Here is an 18,433-nt window from a genome sequence, read left to right as displayed (position 1 = left end):
ATGACGAGCAAATTTTTCTTACCATTCATTGCTGCTACTATTGTATACAGTGGAGTTGTTTCGGCTGAGGTCTGTAAATCTAAACCTGCGGCTTCCAGCAGCAAATCAACTGTCACCCAACAAAAATCAACTGTTCCTCAAGTGGTGCAGCCACAATGGAAAGTATTCACGCCCCCAGATAAGGGTTTTCAGATTTTGATGCCAGGAAGGCCGAAAACCAAAACTCAAATGCAAAAAACTTATATGGGAGAAATAGAATTACAAATATTTGTAGCCCAACCACCGGAACAGGAAGTTGCATATTTGGTGACTTACAATGAATTTCCTTATAGCTATGCTCAAATGACTAAACCGCAAACTATTTTGAGTCAGGCTCAATCTAATACCTTAAAAGCTACACAAAGCAATTTAATTAGTGAACGGAGTATTCGCAGTTGGAATGGTCATCCAGGTAAAGAAATTCAGTATATAGATTCAGCTGGTAAGGTAACTACAAATAGGATATTTGTTGCTGAGGGGCGTTTATATCAAGTAATGGGAATAGTTTCTAAAAAACAGCGTTCAAATTTAAGTAGAACTATTACAGGATATTTGAATTCCTTTCAGTTGGTTGTGAGAAGATAAAAAGAATTCAAAATTGGTTAGTTATATCCTACCTTCAGCACCCTAACTGTACCCTAACTGTCACAGATATTAGTACATGAAAACTAAAACTCCTGCAAGGAAGAAAAGGCTCAATGAGAATAGTATCATTAAAATGGCAATAGAGTGAGAGAATAAAGTTTTGTAAAGAAGATAAAAGAAAAGAAAATTTAATGATTTAAAAATTAAATTAGAACAGAAGAATAAATGATTTAATCACAACAGGAGTTGTGGATAATTCTGTTGTGAAATCAAAGCTTCAAAAAATGGAGATTCAAAACCTAGACCATTTAGGCATCGTAGCAGGAATAATAGACGCCATAGGAGTAGTAGAAATAATCCTTGAAATTGGAGAGAAACTAAGTCCGGGTCATGTAGTAAAACCCATGATAATCAACGGGTTAGGATTTGTATGAAAACCCTTATATATGTTTCCCCAAGATTTTGAAACAATCCCCTGTGACCATCTAATAGGACCAGGAGTAACACCAGAATATGTCAAGGACGATAAACTGGGGAGAGTCATGGATAAACTATTTATAAAAGGATTGGATAGAATATTCTTTATTGTCGCCTTAAAAGCAGCCCAAAAATTTGGAGTATCCCTATGAGCAGGGCATCTAGACTCATCATAAATGCACATACATGGGCAATATAATACCAGCTTACCAGAAGTAATATTTGAGAGTCAAAAAGTAGGAAATAATCAAGAAATAGAAGAATTAGCAGTAAAATCACCAAAAGAAATAACCATCACCTACGGTTATTCTGGTGACCATAGACCGGAGTTAAAACAGTTCATCATAGAAATGATATGTTCAGGAGATGGAGACATATCAATATATATTTTTAATACTAGCATCGGGAAACCAAGCAGATTCATCATGCTTTGCTAAAATAGCAGTAGAGTACCAACAACAATTAAAAGTTAACAGTCTCATAGTAGCAGACTGGGCCTTATATACAGAATCGAATCTGAAAATGATGTCAGATTTAAGCTGGTTATGTCCAGTGCCATTAAGCGTAGAATCAGCACAATCATTAATATCAACATTACCAGAACCAGAATTTATTGATAGTAACTTACCCGGATATAAACTAGCTTCAAAAACAGTAAATTATCCAGGAATAGAACAAAGATGGTTAGTAGTGCAAAGTCAAGAAAGAAGAGAATCAGACCTGGGTAAACTCTCACAAAGAATTACCAAGGCACAATCAAAAGCTGTGCAAGATTTGAAAAAGTTATCACCAGAAAAATTTGCTTGTGAAGGTGATGCTATCAAGGGGTTATCTAAACTATTCAAACAATTCAAATATCACCGAATTAACCAGAGTAAAGTTACTCAAATCAAATCTAAGAAAAAAGATAGTTCAGGAGAGATATCCTATGAAATATCAGCTACAGTTAAAGTCTCCCAGAATGAAATTAAAATTAATACAGAATCTCTGAGGGCAGGGCATTTATTTTCTGCAGACAGTATTTTCCTAAAAAGTCCAGAGAAAATAGAGTCCCTGGGAATGATTATGGGTTTATGTCTGCTGGTTTATACTTTAGGGCAACGACAAATTAGAACCCCTTTGAGAGAGTCTAAATCAACAGTAAAAAATCAATTGGGCAAACCAACTGACCGCCCCACTTTACGCTGTATTTTTCCATGCTTTTAGTCTATTCATCTAGTTACACTTAACCAGGAAAAACACATCTGTTACTGGACTAAAGAGAGAGATTTTATTGTGAATCTTTGACCAGATCATTGTTTTCCCTACTATAAATTGCTTACCTAATCTTTCTCTCTATTAATTTAGTTTCTATCAGAAGATAACCTAATATCTTTGATTTATAGCTCTATTTTACTATGCCCATAATTTCTTTTTTTACTTCAATCTATGAGTATAAGTTATGATTTATCTCTTGAATATCTTCATTTATCTGTTGACTCCTCTGGGTGGTGTTCTTTCTTATTACTCCTTATTGGGAATAGCTTTTGATACTATTTTTGGTGCTTTACTCTTTCTCCAATACCTTTTTTCACTACATATGTTTGTTTTCATGCTCCCTTGGATTTTTTCTCTCCGTAATTTCTCTCTCTGGTAGTTTAGGGTGCGGAATGTGACTTAGATTCCCCTCAGATTAGAAATCCGCGGCTATACAAGCAAAGCCCGCCTGTGCGGGCCATATTTATCCACTAGATGATAGTAATTGTTGAGTATTATGAACTTGATGGATTAATTGAGGTACTAACCACTCTTATATTGTGCGACTTAAAGTTACAATTGCACCCGAATTTACCAACCCACTGGACAAGATCGTTAAAGGTACTTCTTTCTCTATCTTCCTGGGTAATTTGAACACTGCCTATGACTATTTTTCCTACAGCAATTCCCGGTTGAGTGAGATACAAGGAACCCACCCCCGCAAGCAGGGAGGGGACTATATATAGTATCTGCCATAGATGTAGGAATTATCTAGTTGAAGGAGAATTTACACTTTTTGGTTTTGCCTTTTCTTGTTGATAAAAACGGACAACTTTCTGCACATAATCACCAGTAAAACCTTTATCACAACCTGTATAAAGTCCTGTCATCCACCAACAAGCCGCACCACGGACAGCAGCAATTTCATTATTATTTGTAGCCTTTAACTGGTTAGTTAACTCGCGGTTGACGATACAAGAGATAATTTGACGTGCTGTTTTGGGATCGGTTTCAAACTGAGTTGGTGTGAGTTCTTTTTTCAGGCAATTTTTTGACCAAACCTTCAAAGTTTCTGGTTTAACTTGCCATGCGCTGTAATATCCGCTGTTTGGCTTTTTTGTTTGGGGTGCAGCTAGTCGCAAAGCTTCTACCATTGCTGCAATTTGGCTATAAGAAACAGGTGGTTTGATTTCAGCCAATAATGGGGATAGTCCTACACTGATAATAACTCCGGTAAGTAGCAGTTGCATTGGTTTGTTAATCATGATGTTGCAATTATTTTGGAAGTTTTAACAAATCTTCTATATTATTAGCTTGATTTGGTAATGCGGCTGTTAAGACTTCGCTACCTGATTCTGTAACTAGAACATCATCTTCAATGCGAATTCCACGCACATCTGCAAATTGTTCTAAGCGTTCCCAATTGATTAAATATTCATATTGATCACGAATTTTTGGATCATTTAAAATTCCGGGAACTTGATAAAATCCAGGTTCAATAGTTACTAACATTCCTGCACGCAGAGGACGATTCAAACGCAGGTAACTTAACCCAAATCGATCACTTCTTTTTCTTCCCTCTTCATACCCAGCTAAATCCCCCAAATCCTCCATATCATGGACATCTAAACCTAATAAGTGCCCAATTCCGTGGGGGAAAAATAATGCATGAAGATCCATTTTTACCAAATCTTCTGGCTTACCTTGTAAAATTCCCAAATCCACCAAACCTTCCGTAATCACAGTTGCAGCTATAAGATGAATTTCCCCATATTCCACACCAGGAGCTATTTTTTCAAAACAAGCATCATGGGCAGCTAATACAATATCATAAATATCTCTTTGGGTAGATGAAAACTTACCAGATACAGGCCACGTCCGGGTAATATCAGCAGCCCAACCTGTTTCAGTTTCTGCACCCACATCGGCTAAAAGTAAATCTCCGGGTTCTAACGAGTGATAATAGTGGTTATTGTGTAAGAATTCACCATGCACTGTCACAATGCTGGCGTAAGCAGTTGTCATATTATAACCTATAATCACTGCTTCCATTGCCGCCCGAACTTCTGCTTCTAGTTTTGCTGTAGATGTAACAACCATTCCCGCTTTGTGTGCTTCCACACTCACCGCCACAGCTTTACGCAATTCTACTAATGCCGCTGCATCGTGGGTGAGACGCAAGGAAACAATAGCTTTAGCTAATTCTAAATCAATTCCTTGGGGTGGTTGTTGGGGTAAAAGCCATCTATGTAATAATAGTGATTGCTCTGTCGAAGTTGCCGCATCTTGAACAGGAATAGTGGCAGCATTCTCCAAATAATCTTCTAATTCTGCGATCGGTCTAGCATCATCTGCACCTATATTTGCGGCTATTTCCTCTCGGGTTGGTGTTTCTCCGTGCCACAGGGTGCTACTGGGGTTAGGGTCATCTATAAATAGTTGTAGCTTCCCACTTTCTAGGCGAATGGCAGCATTTTGGAGAGGAATTCCTCCAAAATAGAGGAAATGACTACTAGGGCGAAAGGGGAAGACATTAGCTGGAAAGTTGCGGGAACTGCTACCACCAGACCAGAGAATTGCTGGAAAATCTATCAGTTCTGCCAGTCTTTGACGACGATGGTGGAGGGTTTCTAGAAAGATGCTGGAGGTGTGCATAAATTCTGTAGGAGTTTCAATAAGAAGGCTGTAGGGAAAAATTTGTGGGGACTTGGTTTTAACCCACTACTATCTTATTGATATACAAGCAAAATACAGAAACAATCAACAACCGTCATCCTGTGAATCATAAAAATCTATGTCTCAACTACAACGTATCACTATTAATCCGTCCCAACTCCAAGAAAGCCAACTTTTATTAACACCCCAACAACAACATTATTTATTGCGGGTTTTGCGATCGCGAGATGGAGATAAATTTATTGCTATGGATGGAATCAGTAAGTGGTGGTTGGCACAATTAATAGGGGAACAAGGACAGATTTTAGAACCGCTGGAAGTCACAACAGAGTTACCTGTATCCATAACTTTGATGGTGGCTTTACCAAAGGGAAATGGATGTGATGATATTGTCCGGTGTTCTACGGAGTTAGGCGTAACTTGTATTCTTCCTATTTTGAGTGATCGCACTTTATTAAAACCTAGTCCACAAAAACTAGAACGTTGGCGGCGGATAGCTTTAGAAGCTGCTGAACAATCAGAACGGGCGTTTGTCCCAACGATATTAGAACCGGTAGCCTTTAGGACAGCTATTAATGAATGCGCATCTATTCACCGTTATATTTGTGAAGCGCGTGGTAACTATCCACATTTGACAACAGTGTCTAATAAATTCTCTAGTGAAATTATAATTGCGATCGGGCCAGAAGGAGGATGGACAGATCAAGAACTGGAAATAGCACTAGAATCAGGATTTCAACCTATTTCGCTTGGTCGTCGGATTTTGCGAGCAGTCACAGCCCCTATAGTAGCATTATCCTTGATTGCGGCTGCCTGTGAAGTATAAATGATATATCTCATGCAAAAGTATAACGCTTTTCTTCCACCTTGGAGCGAGCATTCCATCAGGTTCATTATTAAAGTCTGCTAGAAGAGGTTATCGCCGCCTTTGAATCCAAGGACTACCAAACCACAGCCAAATTACTCAAACCGTTACTCAAAGAATCACTAGAAGATCCTTGGGTGCAATTTTATTTTGCAGGATTACATAAAATCTCTGGAAAGCGACAGGAAGGAGAAAAAGTTTATCGTCAACTACTACAGATAAAAACTCATCAGAAGATATTTTGACAAGCACACCAAGGTTTACAACATCTTGAAAAGATTCAGCAAGAAGAAAGACAAAAAGCTATTGCTAAGGTGATCACACAACCAAGTAATAACGAAGCGGGAATATTAGTTTTAGAACCCATCCCTAACGAATAGAAAACTCTAGCTGTGCCCAAATTTGCCCAAATAATCCAAATAGATCCGTACACGGCTAGACTGATGTTACTAAGTAGCTATTGGAAAGTATACCGCAGGGAGAAAATAGGTGAACTGCAATTTTATGGGGCGCAGTTACAACAGGCAGTTATTCCTTATTTTTGATTTAAAATGGCACAAATTAAACAAATGCAAGTATATCAACTTAAATATTGCTCTGAATCACCGTCAAAACCCACAGCTATTTGTCAAAATAGCGAAAATCAACCTGGTTCTATCAATTTGGACTGGTTAGAAGTAACAGCTAGAGTGGTAGAACTGTTGGCCATTTTTAAACAAGTAGTAGATATTAACGTCAGTGGTAAACTAGAATGAAAAACCCAAACTCCAGACTATGCCCAATTCTGTGATTTACACTTACCTGCAAGAAATAGTATTTTGCAAATTTATGACAACGGTTATGAATTTCAACAGGGTTTAGAAATCACTCCCCAAGGCAACCAAAATAAAAATAAAATTAGAAAAAACTGGAATAGTTTGATAAAATGGGTTCAATAGCATTTATGTCAAATCAAAACCTGGTAAAAGTTCCAGCCCTTTGGTGAAACCGTTTTAGATCAAATAGAAGTGCTAAATCAAATTCCCTCTCATCTTCAAGTATTTAGGAGAGAAAAGACCAATTGGGATTCAGCATTTGATTTATACAGTGGAATTGTATTTGTTAAAGATGTGGCAAATAAATTCTAGTATCACAGAAAGGAATTAAGAATTAAAAATTAACAATTAGAGATGAATACCGCATAAGCTGTCCATAGATTTGGAGTTGGTGGTTTATTTCGTCAGTGTAATGGTCAGGGAAATTTTAGGTTTTAGATATTGGATTTTGGATTACATAATTCAATAAATTCTAAGACTTACGCAATTATTACACAGAATATCTCTTATAGACTGCTTCAGATGTCGAAAATCTGTCACTATTAAGCAAATTTATATGTCTGATGCATCCTAGGAATATTCCATTCGTGTAAGTCTTGACATTTAAAAATGCCAAATCCAAAAAGATTTCCAGCCACCTACTTTGAGGTGATACATAAATCTAAAATCATCAATCTAAAATCTAAAATTTACTCATCAATAAGCATTTGACAAACTTAACCAGGAACTTTCACTTGACGCGCCATATCCATATAAGTGTTCATGTTCGCACCGGGACGACGACGATCGTTAGAAGATGAAGGAATCAAATACTTAGGTGCAAAGGTAGTTTCAGTTGGTGCTACTGGTTTAGCAGGTTCTGCTTTGATTGCTTTAGCGGGTTCTGCTTTTACTGATGCCTTAGCTACTTTAGCAGGTTCTGCTTTCGCTGCTGGGGCTACTGCTGGTTTAGCTGCTACTGGTTTGGTTTCAGCAACTTCTTCCTTTAGTTCCAAGTAGTAGCCATCTTTATTGCCAAATAGCCCAGTAATGAAACCTAAAATCCCACCGATTAAATTTTCGATAAACCTGAACATTAAGATTTCTCCTGTCTTTAATATCTTACAATATCACCGCATTGATTAATTATGGCAACATAATGTAAGTTTATGTTCCCATAATTGTTTCGGGTAATAATTTTTTTAGGCATTTTTACTCAATCAGCTTGTAATCATACCTATAACGCAATTGTTATAACTTGACTAGAACTATTGGCAACCTATAGACACTGCGGACTAATTATTAAATCTTACTGTAACTATGAGCAAGATTCTGAGAAGTTCCTTAATAAAAATTAACATCAACTAATTAGCTGCATAAACTGTCATAATCTCATTGTCAGTAAGTAAGGTACTTAGTTATATTTCGTACTTAATTAATTAAGAATAGTCGGAATGAATAGTGAGAATAAACAACGCAATCCCGTCTTGTTAGTGCATGGTATTCATGACACCGGGGCTATTTTCAACAGAATGGCGTTTTACCTCAGACAGCGGGGTTGGTCTGCGCATACTTTGGATTTATTACCTAATAATGGCCCTGTAGTTCTAGATTAGTTGGCACAGTACGTTGCTGATTATGTGGCTGCTACCTTTAAACCACAACAACCATTAGATTTAGTAGGTTTTAGTATGGGGTAATTGTCAGCCGTTATTACATTCAAAGACTGGGGGGAATTAATCAAATTAAGAGGTTTATCACAATTTAATCACCTCATTATGGAATAATAATTGCTTTTGGTTTTCCGCTTCCTGGTTGTGTATAAAGGCGTCCTAATGGTGCATTTTTGAATGATTTAAATTCTGATATAGATATGTTAAAACATTTAAACCTTACATCTATTTGGACACCTTATAATTTGATAATTTTACCGCCAAATAGCTCACAAATGCCTACCTATAGGTAAGGAAGTTACTTTACCAGTTGCACTTCACCCTTAGCCGGGATTTCTCACAAGCAGTAAGAAATAAATTCACATGACCTGATGTGAGACTAAATTTTGATACATCATCAATCAAAACTGAATCGCAGAGATAAATTAAATATAAAATCGCATTTATAAAGCTAAAATAGTCACTATCTTTTTATTGGTAGTAAAATCAAAATGCTCTGTTCATAAAATTAAGCATGACAAAACAAGACTTGAATCAACCCAAGGGCGAAGTATGATTAATTAGAAATAAGTAAAAGGCAATTTAACTTCAAATTAAGCAGTATTAGTCAGCATTATTAAGCGTTTATGAGCAGTAGCAAAGATATGTCTGTATGGGCAAGAACTAGTAATCGCAATTAAAATGGGACGTGTACTTACAGTAATTAAAGCTCCTAACTGTAATAATTTGGTACGAATAGTCCCAACAGTAGCATTTTGTAATTCGGTTTTAGCTAAACATTTTTGACCCAAGGCATTGAGCAAAACCTAAGCTATAGAAGAGAACCATAAACCTAATTGATTTACCGTAAATGTATCGTTGCTTGTTCTATCACTAAAAAGTTCTAATTGTTGTTCTTGAAAATGATTTTCCATCTCACCTCGCTGACAATATTTTTGTCTATATATTTGACTAGGAGGTACTTTATTAGTAGAGACTGAAGTTACAACAAAACGAACATTAGTCCCTTTTACTCCATATTCAACTTTAAAAACAACACGACGACTACGGCTCCAAGATTCACGAGCTTTATAGTCTAAAGATTTATAGCAAATTGAGTTATTAATCAAGTCACCAGCAAATTCTGCAAGTTCTTCATCTGGTTTAAACATAGTTTCTAAGAATGAGACTACTGTTGATAGTTTTTGCTCAAACTCAAGGGATGCTCTACTTTGAGTCGTTCTAGTCATCCCAATTAAACGACTATTTTGCGCCAATCCAAAAACATAATCCACACCCATTTGGGATTCACACCATGTCATGATATCGTCTCTAGAATAAGCACTATCTCCACCTACTAAAATCTCAACATTCTTCTATTGTTGACCTATTTGTTTAATCACTCTTTGTAGTTCTGATAATGCCCCAAATGCTGGGTCTACGTTTGAAGGGCGAAGTTTGGCTGCTAATAGATGTTTTCCACAGAAAATATAAAGTGGAGCATAGCAGTATCCCCCATCATAAGTATTGAAGAAAACCTGCTCCTGATAGCCGTGTACTAAGTCATCAGTTACATCTAAATCCAAAACAATTTATCTTGGTTCTTTGGCGTAAGATTCTAGAAATATTTTGACAAATAAGCTTTCAATTGCTGATGAAGAATCCCCGATTTTATGGTACCCGCTGTCTGCTCCTTGTTCCACATCTTCAGGACAATGTTCCAGGTTCATTCTCTACTCCAATGCTTTTTCCTAATGCTATAGCAAACATCTGGTCATGACGTAATTCTTCGTGGTCATTCAAGTCTTCATACCCCATGACCAGCCCGTATATTCTTTGTTTAATTAAGCTCTCTATTGAATGGTCAATCCGATTTGGCTTTCGCTAATCTTGGAAACATTGTGCAAACTGTGATGTGATTTGTAATTTTCTATCTATTGTAGGATCATTTATCTAAGTCAGGACAGGAAATGGTAATAAACTGGGAACAGTCGAAATTTCTGTGTTGATTGTTCCCACAAGTGGATAATATGAAACTCATGGTAAACAGTTTTCGGCTGACTGACTAATTTTAAGTTTGATCGCAACTCATTCTTTCTGTACCCCTGATAATCTAGCTAGATAGTAATTAAGTTTGTTTCCTAATCCTAATTTTTCCAAGATTGCTCTTGAACGATTGAGCATTTCTTGCGTTGATATGTTCGATTGCAATTCTAAACCCATTCTTACATTTCGAATTGCTGTTCAACTTCCATGTAAATTATAAGATCAAAAAATATAAGCATAGCTGCGTCGCGCTTGGAGTAGTTGTTGAGTACTAACATTAAAGAGTTCATTATCTAATAATAGTAAACTCTCATATTGATCAGAACGTAGTCCACCTGCTAAGGTTAATAAAGTGATTTTACCATAACCATATGAACCAGTAATGATGACTACTTCACCTCACCATTACCTCACCATTAGTTGAGGTTGATATTAAATAAAACTTGTTTGTGGAGTTGTACTTTTTCAGGAAAATGGTCGATAGTTTGAATGGAAATTACTGGTTTTGTCACATCAATAGTTTGCATAATCAATTGTTAATTTGACATTGATATAACTTGTGTTGACGTAAGGAAACCCAAGTTATATCAGAATTTGTTTTGGGTTGTGCTGTTGCTTAACTACAATTTAACCTTCCCTATTTAAAACATATCCTCAGGGTCTTAAAGCGAGATTTATACTTAGTGCTAATCTTCTGGTACAGATCTGTGAAAAGTTTTCATCGCTAGAAATTAACGTAACCTCTGTAGTGAATGATGCTCCTAATTGAAATTATATACTAATATAAATTGTCCATTTAAGTAGAGAGACACAAATAAACATAACTCTGTAACGAAATGTAAATTACTTAAAACTCTTGGGATTGCTTGATTCCCCTTTGCTACATTCGCCATGACATAGTTATGAATTTTTCCGCTCACCTACTTATCTATTGCTGTGCTGGCAGTTTTACCACCATCTATCTGGTTGAAAACTTGATCATCATCTCCTCTTGAACCAAAATCCAAAAGAAAATTATCAGGTAATTGAATCTTATCTAATTGAGTATTAACGTCTGGTATATGTAATGCAGGTTGTTCAGGATTAAAGGCGATGACTTGGAATATGGTTTTGCGTTTTGTTTGGGGATTTTTCTAAGTTGCTAAACCGATATACATGGCTTCGGCTGACTTTACACCGAGGGCAACACAATTTTATGAGGTGGGACAAAAAGTGTGCGATCACTAAACCTAAAACAGGCAGAGATAACAATCATTTACCGTACGATTCAAATATTATATAGAAATCATATTTCATTTTTGAAAAAGACTAAGGGATAATACTGAGGAAATGTCTTGTCTAATAGCTAACAATGACCAACCAGGAGCTACAATCTAAAATTGCAGAACTACAAGAATTTATAGATGAGCGTCCAGATGGAATGGAAGTAAGAAAAGCATTGGCAGTGAAGCTGGTTTATCAAAGCTAGAAGTATGAGGAAATTCAAACAATTTTAGATGTTTCAGTTGGTTCAATAACAACATGGAAATAAGCCTATGAGAAAGATGGAATTTTAGGACTGCGCCTGAAACACAAAGGGAGAAAAAGCCACTTGAATACTCAACAAAGAGAAGAAGTACTGGCTTGGTTACAAACGAATGAATGTTGGGAGCTTGGCGAACTTGAGTATGAATTGGCCTTTGAATATGATGTACTTTATGAATCAAAAGGTAGTTATTACGACTTGTTTGATGCGGCAGGAATTAGTTGGAAGAAAACATCTTCAGCAAATCCAAAAGCTAATGAAGAAGCAGTTGCCGCAAAAAAAAAGAGATTTCATCATTGTTGGCGAGCCGCCGAGAAGATATAGGAGCTACGCTATTGAGAGTTTTGCTATTAGATGAGTGTCATTTACTTTGGGGAGATAGCATTGGATATGTTTCGGGTAGAACTAACCAAGAAATAAGCATTCCAATTAGTATTAGTAACGAATGAGATAAACAAACTTATTATGGAGCAGTTGACTATTTAGGTAAAAATTTATTCTTGAGAACCTATGATACAGCTAACTCAAAAAATACTATTGATTCTCTCAGCTATTTACTATAAGAGTCACTTAACCAACAATTACTTATTTTTTGGGATGGAGCTAGTTATCATTGTTCAAAAGAAATTCAAAATTTTTTAGCATCTATTAACCAAGGTTTACCTTTAGAGCAATGGAAAATTTATTGCGTCCGCTTTGCTCCTAACTGTCCCTCTCAAAACCCCATAGAAGATGTTTGGTTGCAAGGGAAAACTTGGCTGCGACATTTTTGTGCTTTAATCACAACATTTTCTCATCTTAAGTGGATGTTTGAGTGGTTCATTCAAAACAATACCTTTGATTTTCCGTCTCTCCAGATGTACGGGGCATTTTCATAAATCAAATACTATTCCTATATACATCTAAATTAAATAAAATCATTTAAACAAATTTATCAGATGAGAGAAGTTGGGACAGACTGGTATTTTGTTCAAAAACAGGTAGGATCGCCAAAGAAAAAACAGGAAACGTCTACCATTAATGACACAAATAATGACACAAATATATATTGAAGTCCTAATTTATTTAAGCAGATGTTTGAAAGATTTTCAAGAGTAAGTTACGAAACTTTTAGAAAAAAACATTCCCCAATGGAACGGAAAAACTTTTAAGGCCTATGAACAAAAGATTAGAGAAGCTACATTAATATGGATGAATTTATTACTTCAGCAGTAGGATATCACTCTAAAATGCTGGTTCAATAAGGGAATTATCTTTTACATACCTATGGGGAATAACCTTCAAATTATGCTAAAGTTTTAGCTCGTAGATTACCTATTGGTAGTGGAGCTATGGAAAGTTTAATCCGCCAAGTTATCAATTTAAGAATGAAAGAGAACAGTAAATTTTGGTTAAAAGACAATGAGGAAATTATGTTAAATCTTTGTTCTCAATGGATAGCTGGAAGTTGGCGGAATTTCTGTAATTCCATTTTTACCTCTTTTATCCATCTTCAAACTGTCTAATATTTTAGAGCTACAACTCCCATTTAACAGAATTTTCTATGCTAATCAATACCTGCTTATTTGCTTACTGACCTAAGGAGCTTATTCCCACCAGCTACAAATTATAGAATGCAAATCTTCGTAGGATATTTTGAGAAGATACTTTGTGTTGGAACTTTATCTGTTTGGTGTGATTTGTCTTACCTTAATTCCAGACAAATTTTTTAGCCATGTCTGTGGCTGGCGTAGCTAAAATTACACTTCTGCCACACGTCATGAAATCGTGTTGCTCCCCTTTAAACTCTACAGCTTTAATTTACAGTATAGGTGTGACTAGAGCTACTGATGGTTTACAACCATTGATTTACAATACCAGCAACGGTGCATTATTCTTTGATACTGATGGTAATTGCGCAGATTTAAGCGTTCGTATTCCCACTCTAAGTACTCAGCAGTTTCTCAGTAATAGTGACATTACTGTAATTTAATTAACGGGACTTAAATAAAAGTTAAGACTAAAAAGGAGTATCATAGGATTCCGGTGTAGCTTTCACGTTAAAAGAAGCTGATGAAAGAAACTACTGCCGCAGCAATGGCACCATGGTTTGAAAGATGGTGTCATTTAATGATGTATTTACTCATCAAGGGGAAAAAAGAGAGTTTAGACATGATTTAGGGAGATGATTGGGTGAAAATAAGAGAAAAAACCTATTTCAAATGGCAGAGAATGCCCTAGGGGTGACCTACCACCGATTACACCACGTTTTAACTGAAGTATCTTGGTCCAGTTCCCAAGTCAATGACCGTCGGTTAGAGATTATGAACAAATATAGTCAGAGGAGAATCACCAGAGGATTTAGCTTAATAATTGATGATTCTGTCCATAGAAAAAGCGGGAATTTTAGGGATGGAGTAGGAAGACAATATATTGGAGAAATTGGGAAAAGGGATACTGGAATAGTAGTAGTAACAACACATCTATATGGCAGTAAAAGCTTACCATTAGATATAGAATTATATCACCACGGTGATTCTTTACCCAAAGGGAAACCAGACCCTCTATTTGAGAACAAAGAAGAAACCTGAGTTAGGAATTAAATTAATACATCTGACCTTAAGCCGTGGTTATCAACCAAGAATAGTAATTATAGATCCTGGATATGGCCACAATACATCTTTCTTATTAAAGATAGAAAACCGGAATTGAAAGTATTGAGGAGGATTAGCTAAAAATCCCAAAGTCCTTGGCAGTGACCAAGAGGATAGTCCACAAATAATTCGGTTAGATGAATTAGCACAAAGTTTACCCCAACAGGCTTTTACAGAAATTGAACTGCAGTTAGATAAACCCAAAACATTATGGGTAGTAACTAAAGAAGTAGAAATATCAGCCTTAAGTGGAAAGGGTAATATTGCTATCGTCATCAATGCTTCTACTTTCTCTCAAGCCACCGATATTGACTACTTTATGACCAATGTTTCTTCATCAGTTATCACACCCCAGTAGATAGTTGATACATATTCTCAAAGAAATTGGGTATAAGTTTTTTACAGGGAAGCCAAGGGATGGTTAGGACTCAAAGAATATCAAGTTGGAGATAACAGCAGTTTACTGCGCCATTTTATTTTGGTTTTCTGTGCCTACACTTTTATTCTTGGCCATCAGTGGACTGGAGGATTAAGACCAAGGTGGGCTAAGAAACCTTTGAATACTTTTACTGCAGCTTTAGAAGCGTTGAGAACAGCCATATCCTTTCTATTTTATTGATTGGTTCAACTGGAATCCGGACGTGTTTCCTTCTTATCAAGCCAGTTTAGGCTACATTTGGGCTTGATTTTTATTTAAGTCCCGCTAGCCACAAATTATTAAATGCAAGTCTTCTTAGGATATTTTGAGAAGATACTTTGTCTTGGAATTTTATTTATTTGATGTGATTTATTGTACTTTAATTCCAGGAAAATATTTTAGCCATGGCTGTGGTTGGTACTTGCCCCACCTCGCAAAATCGTGTTGCTCTCAGCACGGGTGTGAACATCAAATATTATGCCGTTTTGTGCGGCTTTTACATAAGTTCGATATAAATTTGCCTTTGCTTGTTGTGCTGGGGCTATGGTGCGGTTAACTTCGGCTATTTGGTTTAATGTGGCTTGGGCAGGACTGATTTATTTGCTAGCAGTGGCGTTAACCCGGTTTAGGGAGGTTTTGGCTTCGCTAATTTGCTTTTTTCCCTTGCTATCAATACGATTGAGGTTTGCTTTAACTTCACTCAATTGTTGCGTAATGGTATCCATACTCAGGTTTTTACTATCAAATAAAGATTGAGAAATTACTCCATCTTTGTAAAGTTGCTGGTATCTTTGCAGTTCAACTTGAGTATTTGTGACTTCTACTTGTAGACTATTAATTGTTGCGCGTTGTGCATTGGTTTAACCTTGGCATTGTGCTTCTAATCTTGCTACGGTTTCTCTCTGTCCAGTTTCATCTCCTAAATTTTGGGCTCACATTCTAGCAATTTTGGTTTTTTGGGCTTCTATTTCTCCAATTTTCGCACCTGATTTAACTTTTTTTAGGTTTATCTGAGCAATTTTTACCGCTGCTTGTGCTTCTTGATCAGCAGCTTGGAGACAGGGGCGGTTAACTAAAATGGGTATGACTTGTCTGGCTTTAACTTTATCGCCTTCTTTGACCAAAAGTTGACTCATATCTTGTACCTCCCCGTACAAACCCAGGTAACCTCAAAATATAGGGGATAAGGCCACCTTATTTTTATTCGTTTCTATCGGTAAATCAAGGGTTTTGATAAAATACTGTGTGATTGAATTCCATCAATTTTTGTTGGTGTAAGATGTGAGTCTACTCGGTTGCCTTAACTAGATGTGGGTGCAGAAAGTGTAATTACTTTTCCCTTGGGTTGGATTCTTCCTAAGACTGACACCGTCTTAGTTTGGAGTATCCTGACTTAGGAGACCTGAACTTACGATTATTCAGATATGTTGCATGGTCGACATATTTGACCAATGGAGAGCGATCACTTGATTGATAATCTTGTTAAGTTGAGGGGGTGATAAAGAACCTAAAAAGTTTTCCGTATAAGGGTTATAGCCCTTATAACCTAGTGATAAAATGTCCACTTATTGCGAATAAAACTGATGAGTTCCTCCATTAACAAGACCATTCTTTTCCTCTCTTCACAGTTTATGCTGATCTAGCCGCCTAATGGCTTTACAATTAATTTTGAATAAGCACCGTCCTTTTATCAATTTTTCGAGGGAGCTATCACGTACAACCTTTGTCCTGTGATAGTTTCACTTTGCTTATAGCTCCCTCAACTTGTTAAGTTAATGAGCAGTAATCAAATATCACCCAATATAAATGCTGACAAGTATTCAGGAACAAGGCATAAACCACCCAGAGGCAAGCGCACACCAGGAGGTAAATTTCAGGCTGATTATTTATGGTTCTGAGACTAAAAAATGCGGTCTATCAGGCTTACAGATATAGCTTGGACAAATTTAGATGAATTAGCGCAAGAAAATAATTTAACTTCCAGTGAAATGATTAAACTCTTTCCTTCTGAAGGCTTTGGAGATACTAAGGAGTCAGAAGAGTAGTTTTGTATATAGATGGTAATTATTACCATAGCAGGTTAGAGGGTTGGAAATCTCTTTAGCATTCTGTATTTTGAATACTTACACGCAAACAATTGACTGAGTACAAATGAATTTAGAATCTTTACCTGTAGCTAGTTTGCCGGAAATGCCAGAAATATGGCAACAAACTTTCAATTGGCAACCTACAAATCAACAACAAGAACAACTTCAGCAGTTGTATAAGTTAATTTTAGAAGGAAATCGTCAACTTAATTTAACTCGGATTACGGAACCTGAAGAATTTTGGGAAAAACATCTTTGGGATTCTTTAAAGGGAATTGCACCAAAACAACAATTTATTCCTTTTTTGAATCAAAATGCATCTGTGATCGACATTGGCACAGGTGCAGGATTTCCTGGTGTACCAATTTCTATTATTTTTCTCAGTTGTCAGGTAACTTTGTTAGATTCTACTCGTAAAAAAATAAATTTTATTGACACTGTTTTAAGTAATCTCTCTCTCACAAATGCTAAAACTCTTGTCGGGAGAGTCGAAGAAATAGGACAGGAAAATAAACATAGAGAAAACTATGATTTAGCTGTTATTCGTGCTGTTGGTAGCGCTTCTGCTTGTGCTGAATATAGCTTACCTTTGGTGAAGAAAGGTGGTTTAGCTGTAATTTATCGGGGAAGTTGGACGGAGGAAGAAAACCAAAGTTTACAAAATGCAGTTAAGCAGTTAGGTGGAAGAGTTGAATTAATTGAGGAATTCACAACTCCTTTAACTAACAGTATTCGTCATTATTTATATTTGCGAAAGGTGAAAAATACAGCTTTTAATTTTCCTCGTGCTGTGGGTGTACCAACCCAGAGGCCACTTTAAATGAGTTTTGAGAACACTGTTTAAGAATGTGCTAAACTATTTTATATTTCAATACAATTAGGTTAAAGTTAAAAACTTTCAATCAATTGCGTAGGTTAGTAGAATTTTTTCTTTTAGTCTTTCTTGATAGTCCATCGCAAGTTGTAGCCGCAGTAGAACCCTTACAAGGTTTAATGCAAGTTGCCGACTACCAAAAGATACAGCAGGAGCCAGGAGTCAGGAGTAGAACTCTCTTGCTGTCTAGGATAGAATTTAGATTCTATACCTCATTGATCTGTAATCTGCTGTAGTAAAAAAATACAAGGCATTATCTGGTATTTAAATTTTAGTTAATCCAGGAGATGGTGGGAAAGAAAATGGTGCTACTGGTGCCACTGGGTTTTTAGCCAAGGATGGGAATTTAACTGTTTCTAAATTACTGCCTACCGACTTACAAAAGCGAGGTGCTAGTTAATAAATCAGGACTTAGGCAACTGGCACAGGCGATGGGTGAAATATAGCACATCCGGTATTAAATGAATCGGATACCGAAAGCTTTATCAACCCATAGGAATTAGCTGCAACAGGAAACATTCTTGAA

Annotated in this window: 12 protein-coding genes and 6 pseudogenes; 12 read left to right on the top strand and 6 right to left on the bottom strand. The window is 36.5% G+C overall.

The features are described from left to right. From AAZO_RS03720 to AAZO_RS42175, 3 genes and pseudogenes are all read left to right on the top strand, one after another. Entirely contained in the window at positions 1 to 624 is a 624-nt protein-coding gene (locus tag AAZO_RS03720) for a hypothetical protein (RefSeq protein WP_013190223.1), read from the top strand. Between the two features lie 284 nt (positions 625 to 908). Further along, positions 909 to 2,388: pseudogene (locus AAZO_RS43305) on the top strand (IS1634 family transposase). A 154-nt stretch (positions 2,389 to 2,542) separates the two neighbouring features. Further along, on the top strand, positions 2,543 to 2,737 hold the full coding sequence (locus AAZO_RS42175) for a hypothetical protein (protein WP_013190222.1): 195 nt from the start codon (positions 2,543 to 2,545) through the stop codon (positions 2,735 to 2,737). A 367-nt stretch (positions 2,738 to 3,104) separates the two neighbouring features. On the opposite strand, the gene AAZO_RS03710 is transcribed toward AAZO_RS42175, so the two are convergent. Next, positions 3,105 to 3,602, bottom strand: a complete 498-nt coding sequence (locus AAZO_RS03710) for a hypothetical protein (RefSeq protein WP_013190221.1) — start codon at positions 3,600 to 3,602, stop codon at positions 3,105 to 3,107. Positions 3,603 to 3,612: 10 nt separating this feature from the next. Beyond that, positions 3,613 to 4,992 carry an aminopeptidase P family protein gene (locus tag AAZO_RS03705; RefSeq protein ID WP_013190220.1) on the bottom strand — a complete coding sequence of 460 codons (1,380 nt, stop codon included), beginning with the start codon at positions 4,990 to 4,992 and terminating at the stop codon, positions 3,613 to 3,615. Between the two features lie 139 nt (positions 4,993 to 5,131). Here AAZO_RS03705 and AAZO_RS03700 point away from each other — a divergent pair, with 139 nt between their 5' ends. Both AAZO_RS03700 and AAZO_RS44565 read left to right on the top strand, forming a co-directional pair. Further along, entirely contained in the window at positions 5,132 to 5,839 is a 708-nt protein-coding gene (locus AAZO_RS03700) for a 16S rRNA (uracil(1498)-N(3))-methyltransferase (RefSeq protein WP_013190219.1), read from the top strand. Between the two features lie 590 nt (positions 5,840 to 6,429). Next, positions 6,430 to 6,633 carry a hypothetical protein gene (locus AAZO_RS44565; protein WP_476691476.1) on the top strand — a complete coding sequence of 68 codons (204 nt, stop codon included), beginning with the start codon at positions 6,430 to 6,432 and terminating at the stop codon, positions 6,631 to 6,633. Between the two features lie 776 nt (positions 6,634 to 7,409). Here the strand turns inward: AAZO_RS44565 and AAZO_RS03690 are convergent. Beyond that, positions 7,410 to 7,769 carry a hypothetical protein gene (locus tag AAZO_RS03690; RefSeq protein ID WP_013190218.1) on the bottom strand — a complete coding sequence of 120 codons (360 nt, stop codon included), beginning with the start codon at positions 7,767 to 7,769 and terminating at the stop codon, positions 7,410 to 7,412. A gap of 357 nt (positions 7,770 to 8,126) precedes the next feature. On the opposite strand from AAZO_RS03690, the pseudogene AAZO_RS36650 reads away from it, so the two are divergent. Then, a pseudogene (locus AAZO_RS36650) lies at positions 8,127 to 8,672 on the top strand (esterase/lipase family protein). Between the two features lie 266 nt (positions 8,673 to 8,938). Here AAZO_RS36650 and AAZO_RS43300 read toward each other — a convergent pair. Next, positions 8,939 to 10,262: pseudogene (locus AAZO_RS43300) on the bottom strand (IS1380 family transposase); the annotation flags it as partial. Positions 10,263 to 11,721: 1,459 nt separating this feature from the next. Here AAZO_RS43300 and AAZO_RS32690 point away from each other — a divergent pair. From AAZO_RS32690 to AAZO_RS28575, 4 genes and pseudogenes are all read left to right on the top strand, one after another. Continuing rightward, positions 11,722 to 12,773 (top strand): annotated as a pseudogene (locus tag AAZO_RS32690) (IS630 family transposase). A gap of 432 nt (positions 12,774 to 13,205) precedes the next feature. Continuing rightward, positions 13,206 to 13,400, top strand: a pseudogene (locus tag AAZO_RS44560) (ISLre2-like element ISCst1 family transposase); the annotation flags it as partial. 209 nt (positions 13,401 to 13,609) lie between these two features. Continuing rightward, the gene (locus AAZO_RS03665) at positions 13,610 to 13,867 is read left to right on the top strand and encodes a hypothetical protein (RefSeq protein WP_013190217.1); all 258 of its coding nucleotides are present in this window, start codon (positions 13,610 to 13,612) and stop codon (positions 13,865 to 13,867) included. 80 nt (positions 13,868 to 13,947) lie between these two features. Beyond that, positions 13,948 to 15,214, top strand: a pseudogene (locus tag AAZO_RS28575) (IS701 family transposase). A 328-nt stretch (positions 15,215 to 15,542) separates the two neighbouring features. Here the strand turns inward: AAZO_RS28575 and AAZO_RS44555 are convergent. Then, positions 15,543 to 15,785 (bottom strand): hypothetical protein, encoded by a 243-nt coding sequence (locus AAZO_RS44555; protein ID WP_476691478.1) that lies wholly within the window; start codon positions 15,783 to 15,785, stop codon positions 15,543 to 15,545. 93 nt (positions 15,786 to 15,878) lie between these two features. Continuing rightward, the gene (locus tag AAZO_RS36635; RefSeq protein ID WP_049790540.1) at positions 15,879 to 16,082 is read right to left on the bottom strand and encodes a hypothetical protein; all 204 of its coding nucleotides are present in this window, start codon (positions 16,080 to 16,082) and stop codon (positions 15,879 to 15,881) included. A gap of 771 nt (positions 16,083 to 16,853) precedes the next feature. Between AAZO_RS36635 and AAZO_RS36630 the strand changes: the two genes are divergently transcribed. After that, positions 16,854 to 16,991 carry a transcriptional regulator gene (locus AAZO_RS36630; RefSeq protein ID WP_013190216.1) on the top strand — a complete coding sequence of 46 codons (138 nt, stop codon included), beginning with the start codon at positions 16,854 to 16,856 and terminating at the stop codon, positions 16,989 to 16,991. Between the two features lie 106 nt (positions 16,992 to 17,097). Further along, the gene (gene rsmG / locus AAZO_RS03650; protein ID WP_013190215.1) at positions 17,098 to 17,853 is read left to right on the top strand and encodes a 16S rRNA (guanine(527)-N(7))-methyltransferase RsmG; all 756 of its coding nucleotides are present in this window, start codon (positions 17,098 to 17,100) and stop codon (positions 17,851 to 17,853) included. Positions 17,854 to 18,433: the final 580 nt, after the last annotated feature.

This window comes from 'Nostoc azollae' 0708, from assembly GCF_000196515.1.
In the GTDB taxonomy this organism is placed as follows: Bacteria; Cyanobacteriota; Cyanobacteriia; order Cyanobacteriales; family Nostocaceae; genus Trichormus_B; species Trichormus_B azollae.
The sequence above is the reverse complement of the archived record's forward strand: the minus strand, read 5'-3'. Positions and strand labels throughout refer to the sequence as shown.